Annotated in this window: 13 protein-coding genes and 1 pseudogene; 7 read left to right on the top strand and 7 right to left on the bottom strand. The window is 70.5% G+C overall.

All coding sequences use genetic code 11. The features are described 5' to 3' along the window. Positions 1 to 4: 4 nt before the first annotated feature. From ACFY1E_RS34090 to ACFY1E_RS34080, 3 genes and pseudogenes are all read left to right on the top strand, one after another. A pseudogene (locus tag ACFY1E_RS34090) lies at positions 5 to 259 on the top strand (amidohydrolase); the annotation flags it as partial. 24 nt (positions 260 to 283) lie between these two features. Continuing rightward, a complete protein-coding gene (locus ACFY1E_RS34085; RefSeq protein ID WP_389082907.1) occupies positions 284 to 997 on the top strand; it encodes a VIT family protein in 714 nt (237 codons plus the stop codon). A 125-nt stretch (positions 998 to 1,122) separates the two neighbouring features. Then, the gene (locus ACFY1E_RS34080) at positions 1,123 to 2,169 is read left to right on the top strand and encodes a zinc-dependent alcohol dehydrogenase family protein (protein WP_389082905.1); all 1,047 of its coding nucleotides are present in this window, start codon (positions 1,123 to 1,125) and stop codon (positions 2,167 to 2,169) included. A gap of 3 nt (positions 2,170 to 2,172) precedes the next feature. Here ACFY1E_RS34080 and ACFY1E_RS34075 read toward each other — a convergent pair whose 3' ends face one another. From ACFY1E_RS34075 to ACFY1E_RS34060, 4 genes are all read right to left on the bottom strand, one after another. Then, the gene (locus tag ACFY1E_RS34075; RefSeq protein WP_389083339.1) at positions 2,173 to 3,177 is read right to left on the bottom strand and encodes a CopD family protein; all 1,005 of its coding nucleotides are present in this window, start codon (positions 3,175 to 3,177) and stop codon (positions 2,173 to 2,175) included. Between the two features lie 106 nt (positions 3,178 to 3,283). Further along, positions 3,284 to 4,648 carry a CoA transferase gene (locus tag ACFY1E_RS34070; RefSeq protein WP_389082902.1) on the bottom strand — a complete coding sequence of 455 codons (1,365 nt, stop codon included), beginning with the start codon at positions 4,646 to 4,648 and terminating at the stop codon, positions 3,284 to 3,286. A gap of 84 nt (positions 4,649 to 4,732) precedes the next feature. Then, a complete protein-coding gene (locus tag ACFY1E_RS34065) occupies positions 4,733 to 6,256 on the bottom strand; it encodes a S8 family serine peptidase (protein WP_389082899.1) in 1,524 nt (507 codons plus the stop codon). Between the two features lie 108 nt (positions 6,257 to 6,364). Continuing rightward, entirely contained in the window at positions 6,365 to 7,891 is a 1,527-nt protein-coding gene (locus ACFY1E_RS34060) for a S8 family serine peptidase (RefSeq protein WP_389082897.1), read from the bottom strand. Positions 7,892 to 8,143: 252 nt separating this feature from the next. Here ACFY1E_RS34060 and ACFY1E_RS34055 point away from each other — a divergent pair, with 252 nt between their 5' ends. The 3 genes from ACFY1E_RS34055 (at position 8,144) to moaA (ending at position 11,291) form a co-directional block, all read left to right on the top strand. Beyond that, complete coding sequence (locus tag ACFY1E_RS34055) at positions 8,144 to 8,500, top strand: DUF485 domain-containing protein (protein ID WP_351481623.1); 357 nt, start codon at positions 8,144 to 8,146, stop codon at positions 8,498 to 8,500. Further along, positions 8,497 to 10,122 carry a cation acetate symporter gene (locus tag ACFY1E_RS34050; protein WP_389082894.1) on the top strand — a complete coding sequence of 542 codons (1,626 nt, stop codon included), beginning with the start codon at positions 8,497 to 8,499 and terminating at the stop codon, positions 10,120 to 10,122. The genes ACFY1E_RS34055 and ACFY1E_RS34050 overlap by 4 nt, the downstream gene beginning before the upstream one ends. A 179-nt stretch (positions 10,123 to 10,301) precedes the next feature. Further along, positions 10,302 to 11,291, top strand: a complete 990-nt coding sequence (gene moaA / locus ACFY1E_RS34045) for a GTP 3',8-cyclase MoaA (protein WP_389082892.1) — start codon at positions 10,302 to 10,304, stop codon at positions 11,289 to 11,291. On the opposite strand, the gene ACFY1E_RS34040 is transcribed toward moaA, so the two are convergent. Together ACFY1E_RS34040 and ACFY1E_RS34035 are read right to left on the bottom strand one after the other, a co-directional pair. Further along, entirely contained in the window at positions 11,288 to 11,506 is a 219-nt protein-coding gene (locus ACFY1E_RS34040) for a hypothetical protein (RefSeq protein ID WP_389082890.1), read from the bottom strand. The two genes, moaA and ACFY1E_RS34040, sit on opposite strands and share 4 nt — an antisense overlap. A gap of 237 nt (positions 11,507 to 11,743) precedes the next feature. Then, a complete protein-coding gene (locus ACFY1E_RS34035; RefSeq protein WP_389083337.1) occupies positions 11,744 to 12,142 on the bottom strand; it encodes a DUF3099 domain-containing protein in 399 nt (132 codons plus the stop codon). A 246-nt stretch (positions 12,143 to 12,388) separates the two neighbouring features. On the opposite strand from ACFY1E_RS34035, the gene ACFY1E_RS34030 reads away from it, so the two are divergent. Next, positions 12,389 to 12,667: a GlsB/YeaQ/YmgE family stress response membrane protein gene (locus tag ACFY1E_RS34030; protein ID WP_351481612.1), complete on the top strand. Its 279-nt coding sequence runs from the start codon at positions 12,389 to 12,391 to the stop codon at positions 12,665 to 12,667. A gap of 114 nt (positions 12,668 to 12,781) precedes the next feature. On the opposite strand, the gene tyrS is transcribed toward ACFY1E_RS34030, so the two are convergent. Continuing rightward, complete coding sequence (gene tyrS / locus ACFY1E_RS34025; protein ID WP_389082887.1) at positions 12,782 to 14,050, bottom strand: tyrosine--tRNA ligase; 1,269 nt, start codon at positions 14,048 to 14,050, stop codon at positions 12,782 to 12,784. Positions 14,051 to 14,104 lie beyond the last annotated feature (54 nt).

The following is a 14,104-nucleotide window of genomic DNA, read 5'->3' as shown; positions in this document are numbered from 1 at the left end:
GGACCCGCACGACGAGGGCACCTGCCCGTACTCCAGGGAGGGCCTGCGCATCGCCTACGCGGGCGTGCCGTGCGAGGAGGTCGCCGCCATGGTCGGGGGCAACGCGGCCCGCCTGTACGGCTTCGACCTGGACCTGCTGGATCCGATGGCGGCGAAGGTGGGGCCGACGGTGGCCGAGTCGGCCGAGCCGCTCGCCGAACCGCCGGCGGACGCGACGAGCCCGGCGTTCGCCCGGGGAGCGTCGGTACGAGTGTGGTGAGGCCCGCGGTGGGATCCTCCCGGTGTGACGGAACCAACGCACGCCGGCGAGGCCCACGGGGGCGCACTGGGTGAGCGGCTCAACTGGCTGCGCGCGGCCGTGCTGGGCGCGAACGACGGCATTGTCTCCACCGCGGGCCTCGTCGTCGGTGTGGCCGGCGCGACGGACCACCGCTCGGCCCTGCTCACCGCCGGGCTCGCGGGCCTGCTGGCCGGGTCGATGTCGATGGCCGCCGGGGAGTACGTGTCGGTCTCCACCCAGCGGGACTCCGAGATGGCCGCACTCGCCCTGGAACGGCGGGAGTTGCGCGAACAGCCCGAGGCGGAGCTGGAGGAACTCACCGCGCTGCTGCAGGAGCGGGGCATGTCCCGCGAGGTGGCCAGGGAGGCGGCCGAGCAGCTGACCGAACGGGACGCACTCAGGGCGCACGCGCGCGTGGAGCTCGGCATCGACCCCGACGAGCTGACCAATCCCTGGCACGCGGCCTGGGCGAGCTTCCTCGCGTTCACCGTCGGCGCGCTGCTGCCGCTGCTGGCGATCGTCCTGCCGCCCGTTCACTGGCGGCTCCCGGTCACCGTGGTCTCCGTGCTGGCCGCCCTGGTCCTCACCGGCTGGACCAGCGCACGCCTCGGCGGCGCCCGGCCCGGGCCGGCCGTGCTGCGCAATGTGGCGGGCGGGGCCCTGGCCATGGGGGTCACCTACGCGGCCGGGACGCTGCTGGGGGCGGCCGGGGTCTAGCGCGCCCGATTCCCGCTGGTCGGCGCCCCCTCGCCGAGCGGTCGGCGTCCACGGCGGCGTACCGTGAAGTGCGCCCGACCACCCCCCGAGCGCACCCATGACACCGCACGAGAAGGACCCTCGCCATGCGCGCCACCACCATCCACGCCCCGTACGACATGCGCGTGGAGGACGTGCCCGAGCCCGTGGTGCAGCTGCCCACCGACGCCGTGGTGCGGGTGCTGCGCGCCTGCATCTGCGGCAGCGACCTGTGGGCGTACCGCGGCGAGGCGCCCCGGCAGCCGGGGCAGCGGATCGGGCACGAGTTCCTCGGTGTCGTGGAGGAGACCGGCAGCGAGGTCTCGAACGTCCGGCGGGGTGACCTCGTCGTCGCGCCCTTCATGTGGTCCGACGGCGTCTGCGACTACTGCCGCGAGGGTCTCACCACCTCCTGCGAGCACGGCGGCTTCTGGGGCTCGGTCGGCCACGACGGCGGCCAGGGCGAGGCCGTGCGCGTGCCGTTCGCCGACGGCACCCTCGTACAGCTCCCCAAGGACGCGGCCTCCGACGACCACCTGCTGTCCGCCCTGCTGACCCTCTCCGACGTCCTCGGCACCGGCCACCACGCGGCCCTCGGCGCGGGCGCCCGCGCGGGAGCCACGGTCGCCGTCGTCGGTGACGGAGCCGTCGGACTGTGCGCGGTGCTCGCCGCCAGGCGACTGGGCGCGGAGCGGATCATCGCCCTCGGCCGCCACCAGGTCCGCACCGACATCGCGCGCCGCTTCGGCGCCACCGACGTCGTCGCCGAACGCGGGGAGGCGGCCGTCGAGGCCGTGCGCGAACTCACCCGCGGACAGGGTGCACACGCCGTCGTCGAAGCCGTCGGCACCGAGCAGTCCATGCGTACGGCGGTCAACATCACGCGGGACGGCGGCGCGATCGGCTTCGTCGGCGTGCCCCACGGCAGCGGCACCGGTGTCGACCTCGGCGTCATGTTCGACCGGAACATCGCACTGCGCGGCGGTGTCGCACCGGTCCGCGCCTACATCCCGGAGCTCCTGCCCGACGTCCTGGACGGCACCGTCGACGCCTCACCGGTCTTCGACCTGACGGTGGATCTGGAGGGCGTCCCCGACGGCTACAAGGCGATGGACGAGCGCACGGCCCTCAAGGTGCTCGTCACCAACGACTGACCGTCACGACCAGCGGATCGGCAGCGGCAGCGCCGTCAGCAGCCCCGACACCAGGACCACCACCCCGAGGGCGGCGACCTCCATGCGCGCGGGGGAGCAGGCGGTCAGCGGGTCGGCGGCGCGGCGCATCCGGATCCGGGCCCACAGGGCGAGCAGGGCCACGGTGGCCACCAGGATCACCTTGGCGAGCAGGGTGCGCCCGTACGCCGTCGTCGTCAGCTGGTCCAGGATCGTGTGCGACGGCATGCGGCGCAGCGAACTCCACACCCCGGTCGCGGTGATGGCGGCGAGCAGAACGGCCGCCACGCGCGCGTAGAGCCCCAACAGGGCCGCGCCCGTCTCGGAGGGGCCCCACCGGCGCAGCGTCCGCAGTGTGTGCAGCAGACTCCCCGACCACAGCGTCGCGCACGTCAGGTGCACGGCCGTCAGCCCCGACCCGAGCAGCGGGCTGTGTTCCGTCGTGGGGTGAGCCCGCAGTGCTTCCGCAGTGATGATCGCGGCCAGCGGCCAGACCTGGGTGGCGGGGCGGCGCGAGAGGGCGCAGATGCCGGCCGCGAGGAAGGCGTTGACCTCGACCAGCGCGAGCCTGCCGTCCCGCGAGTCGTAGAGGCCGCCGACGTTGATGTCGGCCAGGCTGTGCGGCACCAGGTTGCCGGTGGACACGACCGAGGCGAGACCCAGTGCGGCGACGAAACCGGCGGCGGCCGCATACGGCGCCCAGCTGCGGGGCGCCACTTCCGGAGCGTTGGGCAGCGAACGGGCCAGACGCTTGACGAACAACTCGCCCACCGGCACGCACAACGCGGCGAACAGCACCGCACGCAGCAGGGCGATGCCGCTGACCCCGGGTGCGGCGGCCTCCCCCGTGCCGTGCAGCGCGACGGAGGGGCCCAGCAGCGGTATCAGCGCGGCAAGGGCCACCAGGACGAGCACGGCGACGGCTCGGCCGACCCGGGGGCGCCGTACGGGCTCCCCCGCCTCGGCTTCCCCGGCCGTGGGCTTTATCAAGGTCACCTCACGATGTTCGCCAGCCGCCACAGAACCGGGCAAGTGGAGTAAGACAACTGGGGTACGGCATTCTGCTCACGGGTACGCTTTCGGGCCCTCCCGTGACTCAGACCCAGCGCGCGGGATCCGTCCCCAAGGGCACCGGCGGCCGCGCCCAGTCGGCCGGCCCGCCCGCGAAGGACACCGGCGGCAGCGCGTACCGCAGCCGCCCCAGCGAGCTGTCCGTCTCGGCGAGCCAGGGACCGGGCCCGTCGTACGAGTCGTCGCCCGCCGCACCGGCCTCGATGCCGTTCACGAGCCACTCGGCCGTCCGCGCCAATGCCAGCTGTACGAACCGGCTGCCACCCTCGTACGACTGCTCGGTCAGCGCCCGCAGCACCGCCGCCGCCAGCAGATAGCCCGTCCCGTGGTCGAGCGCCTGCGCGGGCAGCGCCCCCGGCTGCTCGGGCGAGCCCTCGACGGCGGAGATCCCCGACGCCACCTGCACCAGGCTGTCGAAGCCCCGCCGCCCCCTCCACGGCCCGTACGCGCCCCAGGCCGACACCTGCGCCACGACCACCCCGGGCCGCCGCTCCGCCAGCGCGTGCGGCGACAGCCCGAACCGGTCCAGGGTGCCGGGCCGGTACCCGGTGACCACCACGTCCGCCGCCGCGAGCAGCTCCTCGAAGGTGTGCCGGTCGGCCGTCAGGTCCAGCGTCGTCGACCGCTTACCGAAGCCCGTGTCGGCGTGCTGGTCGGGCAGCTCGGGCAGCTGCCGGGGGTCCACGCGCAGCACGTCCGCGCCCAGCAGGGCGAGCGTGCGGGTGGCGACCGGGCCGGCCAGCACCCGGGTCAGGTCGAGGACGCGCAGTCCGGCCGCGGGCAGCAGGGGAGACCCGTCGAGCGGGGCGAGCACGCGTGCGGGCGCGGAGCCGAGCCGTGCGCGCTCCACCAGGGGCCGCGCGGCCACCTCCACGGCCTGCTCGTGCGCGGCCCACTCCTCGGGGGTGCGCAGTGCCACGGCCAGACCCCCGGCCGCGTACATCGCCTCCTCGACCTCCGGCGCGGACCGCTCGGCCAACGCGGCTTCGACGGCAGCCACGTCGTCCGGCACACCCAACGCGTCCAGCAGCCGTGCCCGGTGGTGCGGATAGTTCGCGTGCGTCCGCACCCATCCGTCCGCAGTCCGCCAGAACCTCGACAACGGCGCGAAGCCGACCGGCGCCCGCCCGTCGACCAGCAGATGTCGCTCGCTGTGGAAGGCCGCGGCGACGGCGCCGTCATCCACCAGGACCGCGGGCACCTCGGGGAGCCCGCTCCGCCGTGCGCCCAGCTCGGCAGCGGCGAGCGCGCAGGCCCCGACGCAGGCCCGCGCCATATCCCGTACGGGAAGGCGCCCCTGGAGAGCGCCCTCCCGCACCACGGCCGACACCCGCGGGAGAAGGGCGGCATCGCCGCCCAGTGCAGACCATGCGAACTTGATTGCAGTCATGACTGCACTATGCATTATTGACTGAATCAATATATGGAGGGTGGTCCGGCGGCCTGCGTCCCGCTTGTGTCTGCTTCGTCCCCGCTACTTGCTCACTGCGGCCAGCGCGTCCACCGTGCCCCAGCCGTAGAAGCCGTTGTAGTTCCTCGGTCCCTCGCACACCGCGTCGACCTTGCCGTCCCCGTCGATGTCGTACGGGTCCGTGCACGCCGTGCGGTCGGCCTCGGCGTACAGCAGGGCCTTCACCAGGGCGGCGGAGGCGTGCGGATGGGATGACTTGATCAATGCGGCGACCGCTGCCACATGCGGTGAGGCCATCGACGTACCGGCCATGTAGCCCCACTTGCCGCCCGGCAGCGTGCCCAGGATCAGCCCGCTGGTGGCCGGCGGGGCCGGGGCCTGGTAGCGGGTCGAGTCGCCGCCCGGAGCGGCCACGTCGATGATGCCCAGACCGTAGTTGGAGAACGACGACTTGATGCCCTTCGCGCCGGTCGCCGCCACGGTCACCACACCCGGCAGCTGGGTCGGTATGTCGAGGCACTCGGACGGGTCGACCACCCGGTCGGAGGGGGTGCCGTCGTTCGGCGAGGACGGGTCAGTGATCGAGTCCGAGGCAAGGTCGTACTTCTCGTTGCCGGCCGCGGCGACGTTGACCGTGCCCCTCCGCTCGGCGAACCGTGCGGCCCGGGTGACGGCGTCCACGAGCGCCTTCTGGTCCGGGTCGTCGGTGCAGTTGAAGTACCAGGGATCGGTGTAATAGCTGTTGTTGGTGACGTCGACGCCGTGCTCGGCCGCCCACACGAACCCGCAGACCACGGCCTCGGTGTAGAAGTAGCCGTCCGGGTTCGCCACCTTGATGCCGGCGACCTTCACGCCCGGAGCGACACCGGTCATGCCGACACCGTTCTTCGCGGCCGCGATCTCGCCGGCCACGTGCGTGCCGTGCGGGCTCTCCGAGGCGCTGGGGCGCCAGGCGCCGTCGGTCGTGTCCGGCTTGCCCGAGACACAGTTGACCGAGGCGTTCCGGTTGAAGTTCGGCGCGATGTCGGGGTGCGTGTCGTCGACGCCGGTGTCGATCACGCCGACCGTGACCTTCGGGCTGCCCAGCGACTTCTCGTGCGCCTTGTCCGCCTTGATGGCGGCGAGATCCCACTGCAGGGGCTCCAGCGGGTCCTGCCCGTCGGCGGCCTGAACACCCTTCAGCTCCTCGGCCGTCAGCGCCTTCGGGGTACCCATGTCCGTCGTCGACTGGGCGGGCAGCGGTGCGTTGCGGGTGTTGCCGGCCGACTCCACCCCGTGCACGGTGCGGATGGTCCTGGCGAAGCCGGGGTTCGCCGAATGGACGACGATCACGCCGATCTCGTCGTACGACGTCACGATCGTGCCGCCGGCCTCGGCGATCGCCTTCTTCACATACGCCGGAGCTCCATGGCCGGGGCGGACGTTGACGACATAGCTGAGCGAACTAGCGTCGGCGGCGGTCGTGGCGGCAGGCGCGCTGTCCGCCACCGCGACCGTGCCGTTCGGCAGGAACGCGAGGGCCGTCGCCATCGCCGTCCCGAGCGGGATCGCGATGGCACGGCGGTAGCGCGGGTGAGGCGCTGTCATGTGTCGGTGTCTCCAGTTCGTTCGCGGTGCGAGCGGTGGGTGCGGACCGTGCGGACGGTCCGGGGCGGCGCGGTCCCTGTCACCGCGCCGCCCGAGCAGGCACTGGATCTACTTCACTGCGCGCAGCGCGTTGACGATACCGAAACCGTAGAATCCGTTGATCCGTTTGCCGCCCACGCAGGTGGCGTCCACGACGCCGTCGCCGTTCCCGTCGTACGGGTCGGTCGGGCAGCCCGGGTTGTCGGCCTGCGCCTTGAGGAGGGCCTGCAGCTGGGCCGGAGTGGCCCACGGGTGCGTCGACTTCAGGAGCGCGGCGACGGCCGCGACATGCGGTGTGGCCATCGACGTGCCCTGCAGGAAGCCGTAGGTGTTGTTCGGCAGCGTGGAGAGGATGCGGCCGTTCTTCGACGGCGTGTCGGGGATCTTGTACTTGTCGCCGCCCGGCGCCGCGACGTCGATGACACCGTCGCCGTAACTGGAGTAGTACGACTTGGCGCCCGTGACACCGGTCGCGCTGACCGTGACCACACCCGGCAGCTGGGTCGGCACGTCGAAGCACTTGTGCGGGTCGACCGTCCGGGTGACCGGCGTCGAGTCGTCGGGGCTGGAGGCGTCGACGAGCGCGTCCGAGTCGAGGTCGTTGTTGGAGTTGCCCGCGGCCGCGACATTGAGCGTGCCCTTGTGCTGTGCATACAGCTGGGCCCTGTTGACCGAGTCAACAATGGCACGTTGATCGGGGTCGTCCATGCAGTTGTACTGCCACGGATCAACGTAGTAGCTGTTGTTGGTGATCTCGACGCCGTGGTCGGCGGCGAACACGAAGGCGCACACCACGCTCTCGGGGAAGAAGAGCTGGTTCGCGTCCGGCTGGGCCACCGTGATGCCGGAGACCTTCACACCGGGCGCGACCCCCGCGACACCGATGCCGTTGCGGGCCGCGGCGATCTCGCCCGCCACATGGGTGCCGTGGTAGTGCTCGGCGTCCACCGGCCGCCAGGAGCCGTACGTCGTGTCCGCCTTGCCGCTCACACAGTTCGCGGACTGCGAGGCGGAGAAGTTCGGGGCGATGTCGGGATGGGTGTCGTCGACGCCGACGTCGATCACGGCGACGGTCACGTTCTTGCTGCCCGGGTCGACCTCGGCCGCCTTGTCGGCGCCGATCGCCCTGAGGTCCCACTGGTCGGCCTCGAGCGGCTCCTCGCCGGCCGTCGAACTCCCCGCGATCTTCGCGGCCTCGGCCTTGGAGAGGTACTGCACCGCCCCCTCGTCCGTCGTCCCCGCCGCCGTCACCGGCGAGGTGCGCGAGGCCCCCGCGGACTGCACACCGGGCGCCTTGCGTATCTGCTGGGCGAAGGAGGGGTTCGCGGAGTGGACGACGATCACGCCGATCTTGTCGTACGCCACGACGACGGTGCCGCCGGCCTTGGCTATCGCCTTCTTGACCGACTCGATCGTGCGATGGTCCGTCTTGGTGTTGACGAGATACGCGAAGTTCTCCGCGTCGGTCGCCTGTGCCGTGGACGCCGTGCGCGGGGCGGCCTGTGCGGCCGCCGGCAGGAAGCCGAGCGAGGCGGTCAGCGACAGCACGACCGGTACGGCGAGTGCGAGCCGGCGTCTGGAACGCAGATGAGCCATGGGGTCTCCACATCATCCGGAAACGGAACCGCCCGAGACGCAGGTGCTGCTCGGGCAGGTACATGACGGGCGGTGCAGGCCGAAGCTATCTCCCGGCGCCGCTGGTCAGCAATGAGTTGCCCAAGGTGAGTTCGGAAACAGGTCAAGGGAGTTGAACCTGTCCTCGCGTGGCGCCGTGACCTTGGACAGGGAGCACGAGGACACTCGCCCCCGATCCCCGTCACAACCGCACCCGCAACGCGAGGAGACTCCGTGGCCACCGAGACACCGCCCCCCTCGAAGACCCAAGCCCGACTTCCCTCCACCGAGGAGTTCGTCGCGGAGCAGGAGAGTGCGGAGTTCGGTGAACTGCGCCGCTCCCACCGCTCCTTCGCCTTTCCGCTCACCGTCGGCTTCATCGCCTGGTACCTGCTCTACGTCCTGCTGTCGAACTACGCGGACGACTTCATGGGCACCAAGCTGTTCGGCAACGTCAACGTCGCCCTGGTGCTCGGCCTCGCCCAGTTCCTCACCACGTTCCTCATCGCCTGGTGGTACTCGCGGCACGCCGCCGCAAAGCTCGACCCCAAGGCCGAGGCGATCAAGTCCCGTATGGAGGGCGACGCATGAGCATCGCGCAGCAGACCGTGCTGGCCGCGGGTGAGGCCAGTCAGCACCGGCCGCTGATCATCACCCTGTTCTCGGTGTTCGTCGCCGCGACCCTCGTCATCACCGTATGGGCGGGCCGCCAGACCAAGGACGCCGCCGACTTCTACGCGGGCGGCCGCCAGTTCACCGCCTTCCAGAACGGCCTGGCCGTCTCCGGCGACTACATGTCCGCCGCGTCCTTCCTCGGCATCGCGGGCGCGATCTCGCTCGCCGGCTACGACGGCTTCCTGTACTCCATCGGATTCCTGGTCGCCTGGCTGGTCGCGCTGCTCCTGGTGGCCGAGCCGCTGCGCAACTCGGGCCGCTACACCATGGGCGACGTCCTCGCCTACCGGATGCGCCAGCGGCCCGTCCGCACCGCGGCCGGCACGTCCACCATCGTCGTCTCGATCTTCTACCTGCTCGCCCAGATGGCGGGCGCGGGCGTCCTGGTCTCGCTGCTGCTCGGCATCACCAGCGACGCCGGCAAGATCGGCATCGTCGCCCTCGTCGGCGTCCTGATGATCGTGTACGTCACCATCGGCGGCATGAAGGGCACCACCTGGGTCCAGATGGTCAAGGCCGTGCTGCTCATCGCGGGCGCCCTGCTGCTGACCTTCCTGGTGCTGCTGAAGTTCCACTTCAACATCTCCGACCTGCTCGGCAAGGCCGCCGACAACAGCGGCAAGGGGTCGGCCTTCCTGGAGCCCGGCCTGAAGTACGGCCTCACCTCGACGTCCAAGCTGGACTTCATCTCCCTGGGCATCGCCCTGGTGCTGGGCACCGCGGGCCTGCCGCACATCCTGATCCGCTTCTACACGGTGCCCACGGCCAAGGCCGCCCGTAAGTCCGTGAACTGGGCGATCGGCCTCATCGGCGCCTTCTACCTGATGACGCTCGCGCTGGGCTTCGGCGCCGCGGCGCTCATCAAACCGGACGAGATCATCGCCTCCAACAAGGCGGGCAACACGGCGGCACCACTGCTTGCCCTGCATCTGGGCGGTGTCGACTCCAACTGGGGCGCCATCCTGCTCGCCTCCATCTCCGCGGTCGCCTTCGCCACGATCCTCGCGGTCGTCGCGGGCCTGACCCTCGCCTCCTCGTCGTCGTTCGCCCATGACATCTATGCGAACGTCATCAAGAAGGGCGAGGCCACCGAGAAGCAGGAACTGCGCGCGGCCCGCTGGGCGACGGTCGCCATCGGTGCCGTCTCGATCTGCCTCGGCGCCCTCGCCCGCGACCTGAACGTGGCAGGTCTTGTCGCCCTCGCCTTCGCAGTCGCCGCCTCAGCCAATCTGCCGACCATCCTCTACAGCCTCTTCTGGAAGCGGTTCACCACCTCCGGGGCCCTGTGGTCGATCTACGGCGGCCTGATCACGGCGGTCGGCCTGGTGCTGTTCTCGCCGGTGGTCTCCGGCAAGGAGACGTCGATGTTCCCCCACGTCGACTTCCACTGGTTCCCGCTGGAGAACCCGGGCATCATCTCGATCCCGGTCGGCTTCCTGCTCGGCGTCATCGGCACCTACCTGTCCAAGGAGGAGCCCGACAAGGGCAAGTACGCGGAGCTGGAGGTCCGGTCCCTGACCGGCACCGGCGCCCACTGACGGCAGCCGGAAACGGCCCCTGGCCCGGCCGCGTCGTAGGTCCCTACGACGCGGCCGGGCCGTACCTCGTGGGATCGGGCCGCTGTTGTTGTCAGTGACGTCACGTAGGCTCACAAGTGACGGAAAATGATGGACCAGCACTGATCCGTATCTGATCAGCTACGAGGGAGGGGGCCCACGTGCTCATCGACACCTACGGCCGAGTGGCCACCGACCTGAGGGTCTCGCTGACCGACCGGTGCAATCTGCGATGTACGTACTGCATGCCCGAAGAGGGGCTGCAGTGGCTGGCCAAGCCCGACCTGCTCACCGACGACGAGATCGTCCGCCTGATCGACATCGCCGTCACCTCCCTGGGCATCGAGGAGGTCCGCTTCACCGGCGGCGAACCCCTGCTGCGCCCCGGCCTGGTCGGCATCGTCGAGCGGGTCGCCGCGCTGCACCCCCGCCCCCAGATGTCCCTGACGACGAACGGCATCGGACTCAAGCGCACGGCGACGGCCCTGAAGGCAGCGGGCCTGGACCGGGTGAACGTCTCGCTCGACACCCTGCGCCCCGACACCTTCAAGACCCTCACCCGCCGGGACCGGCACAAGGACGTCATCGAGGGCCTGCAGGCCGCCCGCGACGCAGGCCTGACCCCGGTCAAGGTCAACACCGTCCTGATGCCGGGACTGAACGAGGACGAGGCCCCGGACCTGCTCGCCTGGGCCGTGGAGCACGACTACGAGCTGCGCTTCATCGAGCAGATGCCCCTGGACGCCCAGCACGGCTGGAAGCGCGAGGGCATGGTCACCGCGGGCGACATCCTGGCCTCGCTGCGCACCCGCTTCGACCTGACTCCGGAGGGCACGGACGAGCGCGGCTCGGCCCCCGCCGAGCGCTGGGTCGTGGACGGCGGCCCGCACCGCGTCGGCGTCATCGCCTCCGTCACCCGCCCGTTCTGCTCGGCCTGCGACCGCACCCGCCTCACCGCCGACGGCCAGATACGCACCTGCCTGTTCGCACAGGAGGAGACCGACCTGCGCGCAGCCCTGCGCTCCGACGCCCCGGACGAGGAGATCGCCCGCATCTGGCGACTGGCCATGTGGGGCAAGAAGGCGGGAGCAGGCCTGGACGACCCGTCGTTCGTCCAGCCGGACCGCCCGATGTCGGCGATCGGCGGCTAGGAGTTCTCGGGCGCTTCCCAGTCGTCGAACTTCACGACGTCCTTGAGGAAACCCCGCACCCCGAGGAACTGCGACAGATGCTCCCGGTGCTCCTCGCACGCGAGCCACGTCTTGCGCCGCTCCGGTGTGTGGATCTTCGGGTTGTTCCACGCGAGCACCCACACGGCATCGGCACGGCAGCCCTTGGCGGAGCAGATCGGGTTCTCGTCACTCACAGGTTCGTCTCACAACCGGGCTGAACAAGGCGCGGAAAAAGCCGCCGAACAAGGCGACGCCGAGCAGCCACGGGGGGAGCTGCCCGGCGTCGGTCTGTCGCTCCGACGGGGGATGCGGAGCGCCTACGAAGTATGTCACGGGTAACCCGTCGCCCGGCACCTGAACAACATGATTGATCTGAGCTTTTCTTGAGCTTGGTGCGGAGCCGCCTTCCGTTTGCGAGCCCTGCGCCATGGTCACGCCCGGTCGTGCGGCTCGCTTCGTGCGCCCGGTGCGGGCTCGGCCGCGAGATCTTCCGGGAATGGTTCCGCGAAACCGTCCTTCGTCCGCGGCGGCGCAATCATCGGACGCATCGGGACACTCACGAACGTCGACGGAAGCGAAGGCGCGTTCTCCCGGCCCGCGTTTGCGATCACCACGGCGATGTAGGGCAGGACCGCTCCGAGAACCAACGCCACGATCGCGACAGGTCGTTCGACGTTCCACAGCGAGGCCGCGAGGATCACCGACACCGTACGGATCGACATAGAGATGACGTACCGGCGCTGCCGGCCGCGCACGTCCTCTTCGAGGCTCGCCCGAGCTCCGGTGATCCGGAACACCTGGCTGTTGCCGACGCCATGCAGCTTCCGCATCACATTCCACCATCCGCCCGCATCGGCCCGTCCCCGTCCCCGTGCCCGGTCCGCCCCCGGTCGGGGAACGGTGCCCGGACACGTCCAACGTTACGCCGCGCCTGCGCCGCCTACGAGACCGGGTCACCTCCCACCTGGCCGAACGGCCTCAGCCGTAGCGCGTACAGCCCCGCCCGGCATGCGCCGTACGGTGCCCGGGCCGACACTGGGCGCAAGGCTTGCATCGAGCCGTACGAGGAGGCAGCCATGGGCTGGTTGTGGGCCATCATCGTGGGATTCGTACTGGGTCTGATCGCCAAGGCGGTCATCCCCGGCAAACAGCACAGCCCCCTCTGGCTGACCACCATCTGCGGCATGCTCGGCGCGATCGCAGGCAACGCCATCGCGCGTGGCTTCGGCGTCGAATCCACCCGAGGCATCGACTGGAGCCGCCACGCCTTCCAGCTCGTGGCCGCCGTCATCATCGTCTTCCTGGTCGACATGGCGTACATGGCCACACTGGGGAAGCACAAACAGCGGGCGTGAGCTTCAGCGCCCCTATTAAGGGGCGCGGGGCTGTGTCCATTGCGGCTCCGCCGCGTGGGCGCGAACAACCCCGACGAAGCCGCAGTCCGCAGCAGGCCCGCGCCCCTACGGCGCTTACGCCCCGGCGACCTCGACGGCGGCAAGATTCTTCTTGCCCCGCCGCAGCACCAGCCACCGCCCGTGCAGCAGATCCTCCTTGGCGGGAACGGCGTCCTCGGACGCGACCTTCACGTTGTTCACGTACGCCCCGCCCTCCTTCACGGTCCGCCGCGCAGCCGACTTGCTGGCCACCAGCCCGACCTCGGCGAACAGGTCCACGACCAGGCCGGGCTCGGCGACCCGGACGTGCGGCACCTCGGACAGCGCCGCCGCCAGCGTCCGCTCGTCCAGCTCCGCCAGCTCGCCCTGTCCGAAGAGGGCACGGGACGCGGCGATCACCGCGGCCGTCTGGTCGGCGCCGTGCACCAGCGTCGTCAGCTCCTCCGCCAGCGCGCGCTGAGCGGCACGGGCCTGCGGACGCTCCTCGGTCTGCTTCTCCAGCTCCTCGATCTCCTCGCGGGACCTGAAGCTGAAGATCCGCAGGAACTTGGAGACATCCCGGTCGTCCGCGTTCAGCCAGAACTGGTAGAAGGCGTACGGCGTGGTCATCTCGGGGTCGAGCCAGACCGTGCCGGACTCCGTCTTGCCGAACTTGGTGCCATCGGCCTTGGTGATCAGCGGAGTGCCCAGCGCGTGCACCACGGCCTCGGGCTCGACCCTGTGAATCAGGTCCGTGCCCGAGGTGAGGTTGCCCCACTGGTCGCTGCCGCCGGTCTGCAGCGTGCACCCGTACCGCCGGTACAGCTCCAGGAAGTCCATGCCCTGCAGGATCTGGTAGCTGAATTCGGTGTAACTGATGCCTTCCTGGGACTCCAGCCGCCGAGCGACGGCCTCCTTGCCGATCATCTTGTTCACGCGGAAGTGCTTGCCGATGTCCCGCAGGAACTCGATGGCCGACAGACCCTGCGTCCAGTCCAGGTTGTTGACCATGACCGCGGCGTTCGGTCCCTCGAAGTCCAGCAGCGGGGCGATCTGCGCGCGCAGCCGCTCGACCCACTGGGCGACGACCTCGGGGGCGTTGAGCGTGCGCTCGGAGTTCGGCTTCGGGTCACCGATCAGGCCGGTGGCCCCCCCGACCAGGCCCAGCGGACGGTTGCCCGCGTCCTGGATCCTGCGCATCGTCAGGATCTGCACGAGGTTGCCGAGGTGCAGGCTGGGCGCGGTCGGGTCGAAGCCGCAATAGAACGTGACGGGACCGTCCGCGAACGCCTTGCGCAATGCGTCCTCGTCAGTGGAGAGGGCGATCAGCCCGCGCCACTTCAGTTCGTCGACGATGTCCGTCACGGTTCTCGTATCTCCTTGATGATCTTCGGGCAGTCGAGCGACCACCGGCTACGA

This window comes from Streptomyces sp. NPDC001604 (assembly GCF_042893475.1).
Lineage (GTDB): Bacteria > Actinomycetota > Actinomycetes > Streptomycetales > Streptomycetaceae > Streptomyces.
Note: the sequence above shows the minus strand (reverse complement) of the source record. Positions and strands in the feature narration are given on the sequence as shown.

What these genes read in the sequence shown, in the direction of transcription:
- ACFY1E_RS34070 (WP_389082902.1), bottom strand. Translation starts at nt 4,648, where the DNA reads ATGACTGCAATCAAGTTCGCATGGTCTGCACTGGGCGGCGATGCCGCC.
- ACFY1E_RS34060 (WP_389082897.1), bottom strand. Translation starts at nt 7,891, where the DNA reads ATGGCTCATCTGCGTTCCAGACGCCGGCTCGCACTCGCCGTACCGGTC.
- ACFY1E_RS34030 (WP_351481612.1), top strand. Translation starts at nt 12,389, where the DNA reads ATGGGCTGGTTGTGGGCCATCATCGTGGGATTCGTACTGGGTCTGATC.
- ACFY1E_RS34065 (WP_389082899.1), bottom strand. Translation starts at nt 6,256, where the DNA reads ATGACAGCGCCTCACCCGCGCTACCGCCGTGCCATCGCGATCCCGCTC.
- ACFY1E_RS34050 (WP_389082894.1), top strand. Translation starts at nt 8,497, where the DNA reads ATGAGCATCGCGCAGCAGACCGTGCTGGCCGCGGGTGAGGCCAGTCAG.
- ACFY1E_RS34035 (WP_389083337.1), bottom strand. Translation starts at nt 12,142, where the DNA reads ATGCGGAAGCTGCATGGCGTCGGCAACAGCCAGGTGTTCCGGATCACC.
- ACFY1E_RS34080 (WP_389082905.1), top strand. Translation starts at nt 1,123, where the DNA reads ATGCGCGCCACCACCATCCACGCCCCGTACGACATGCGCGTGGAGGAC.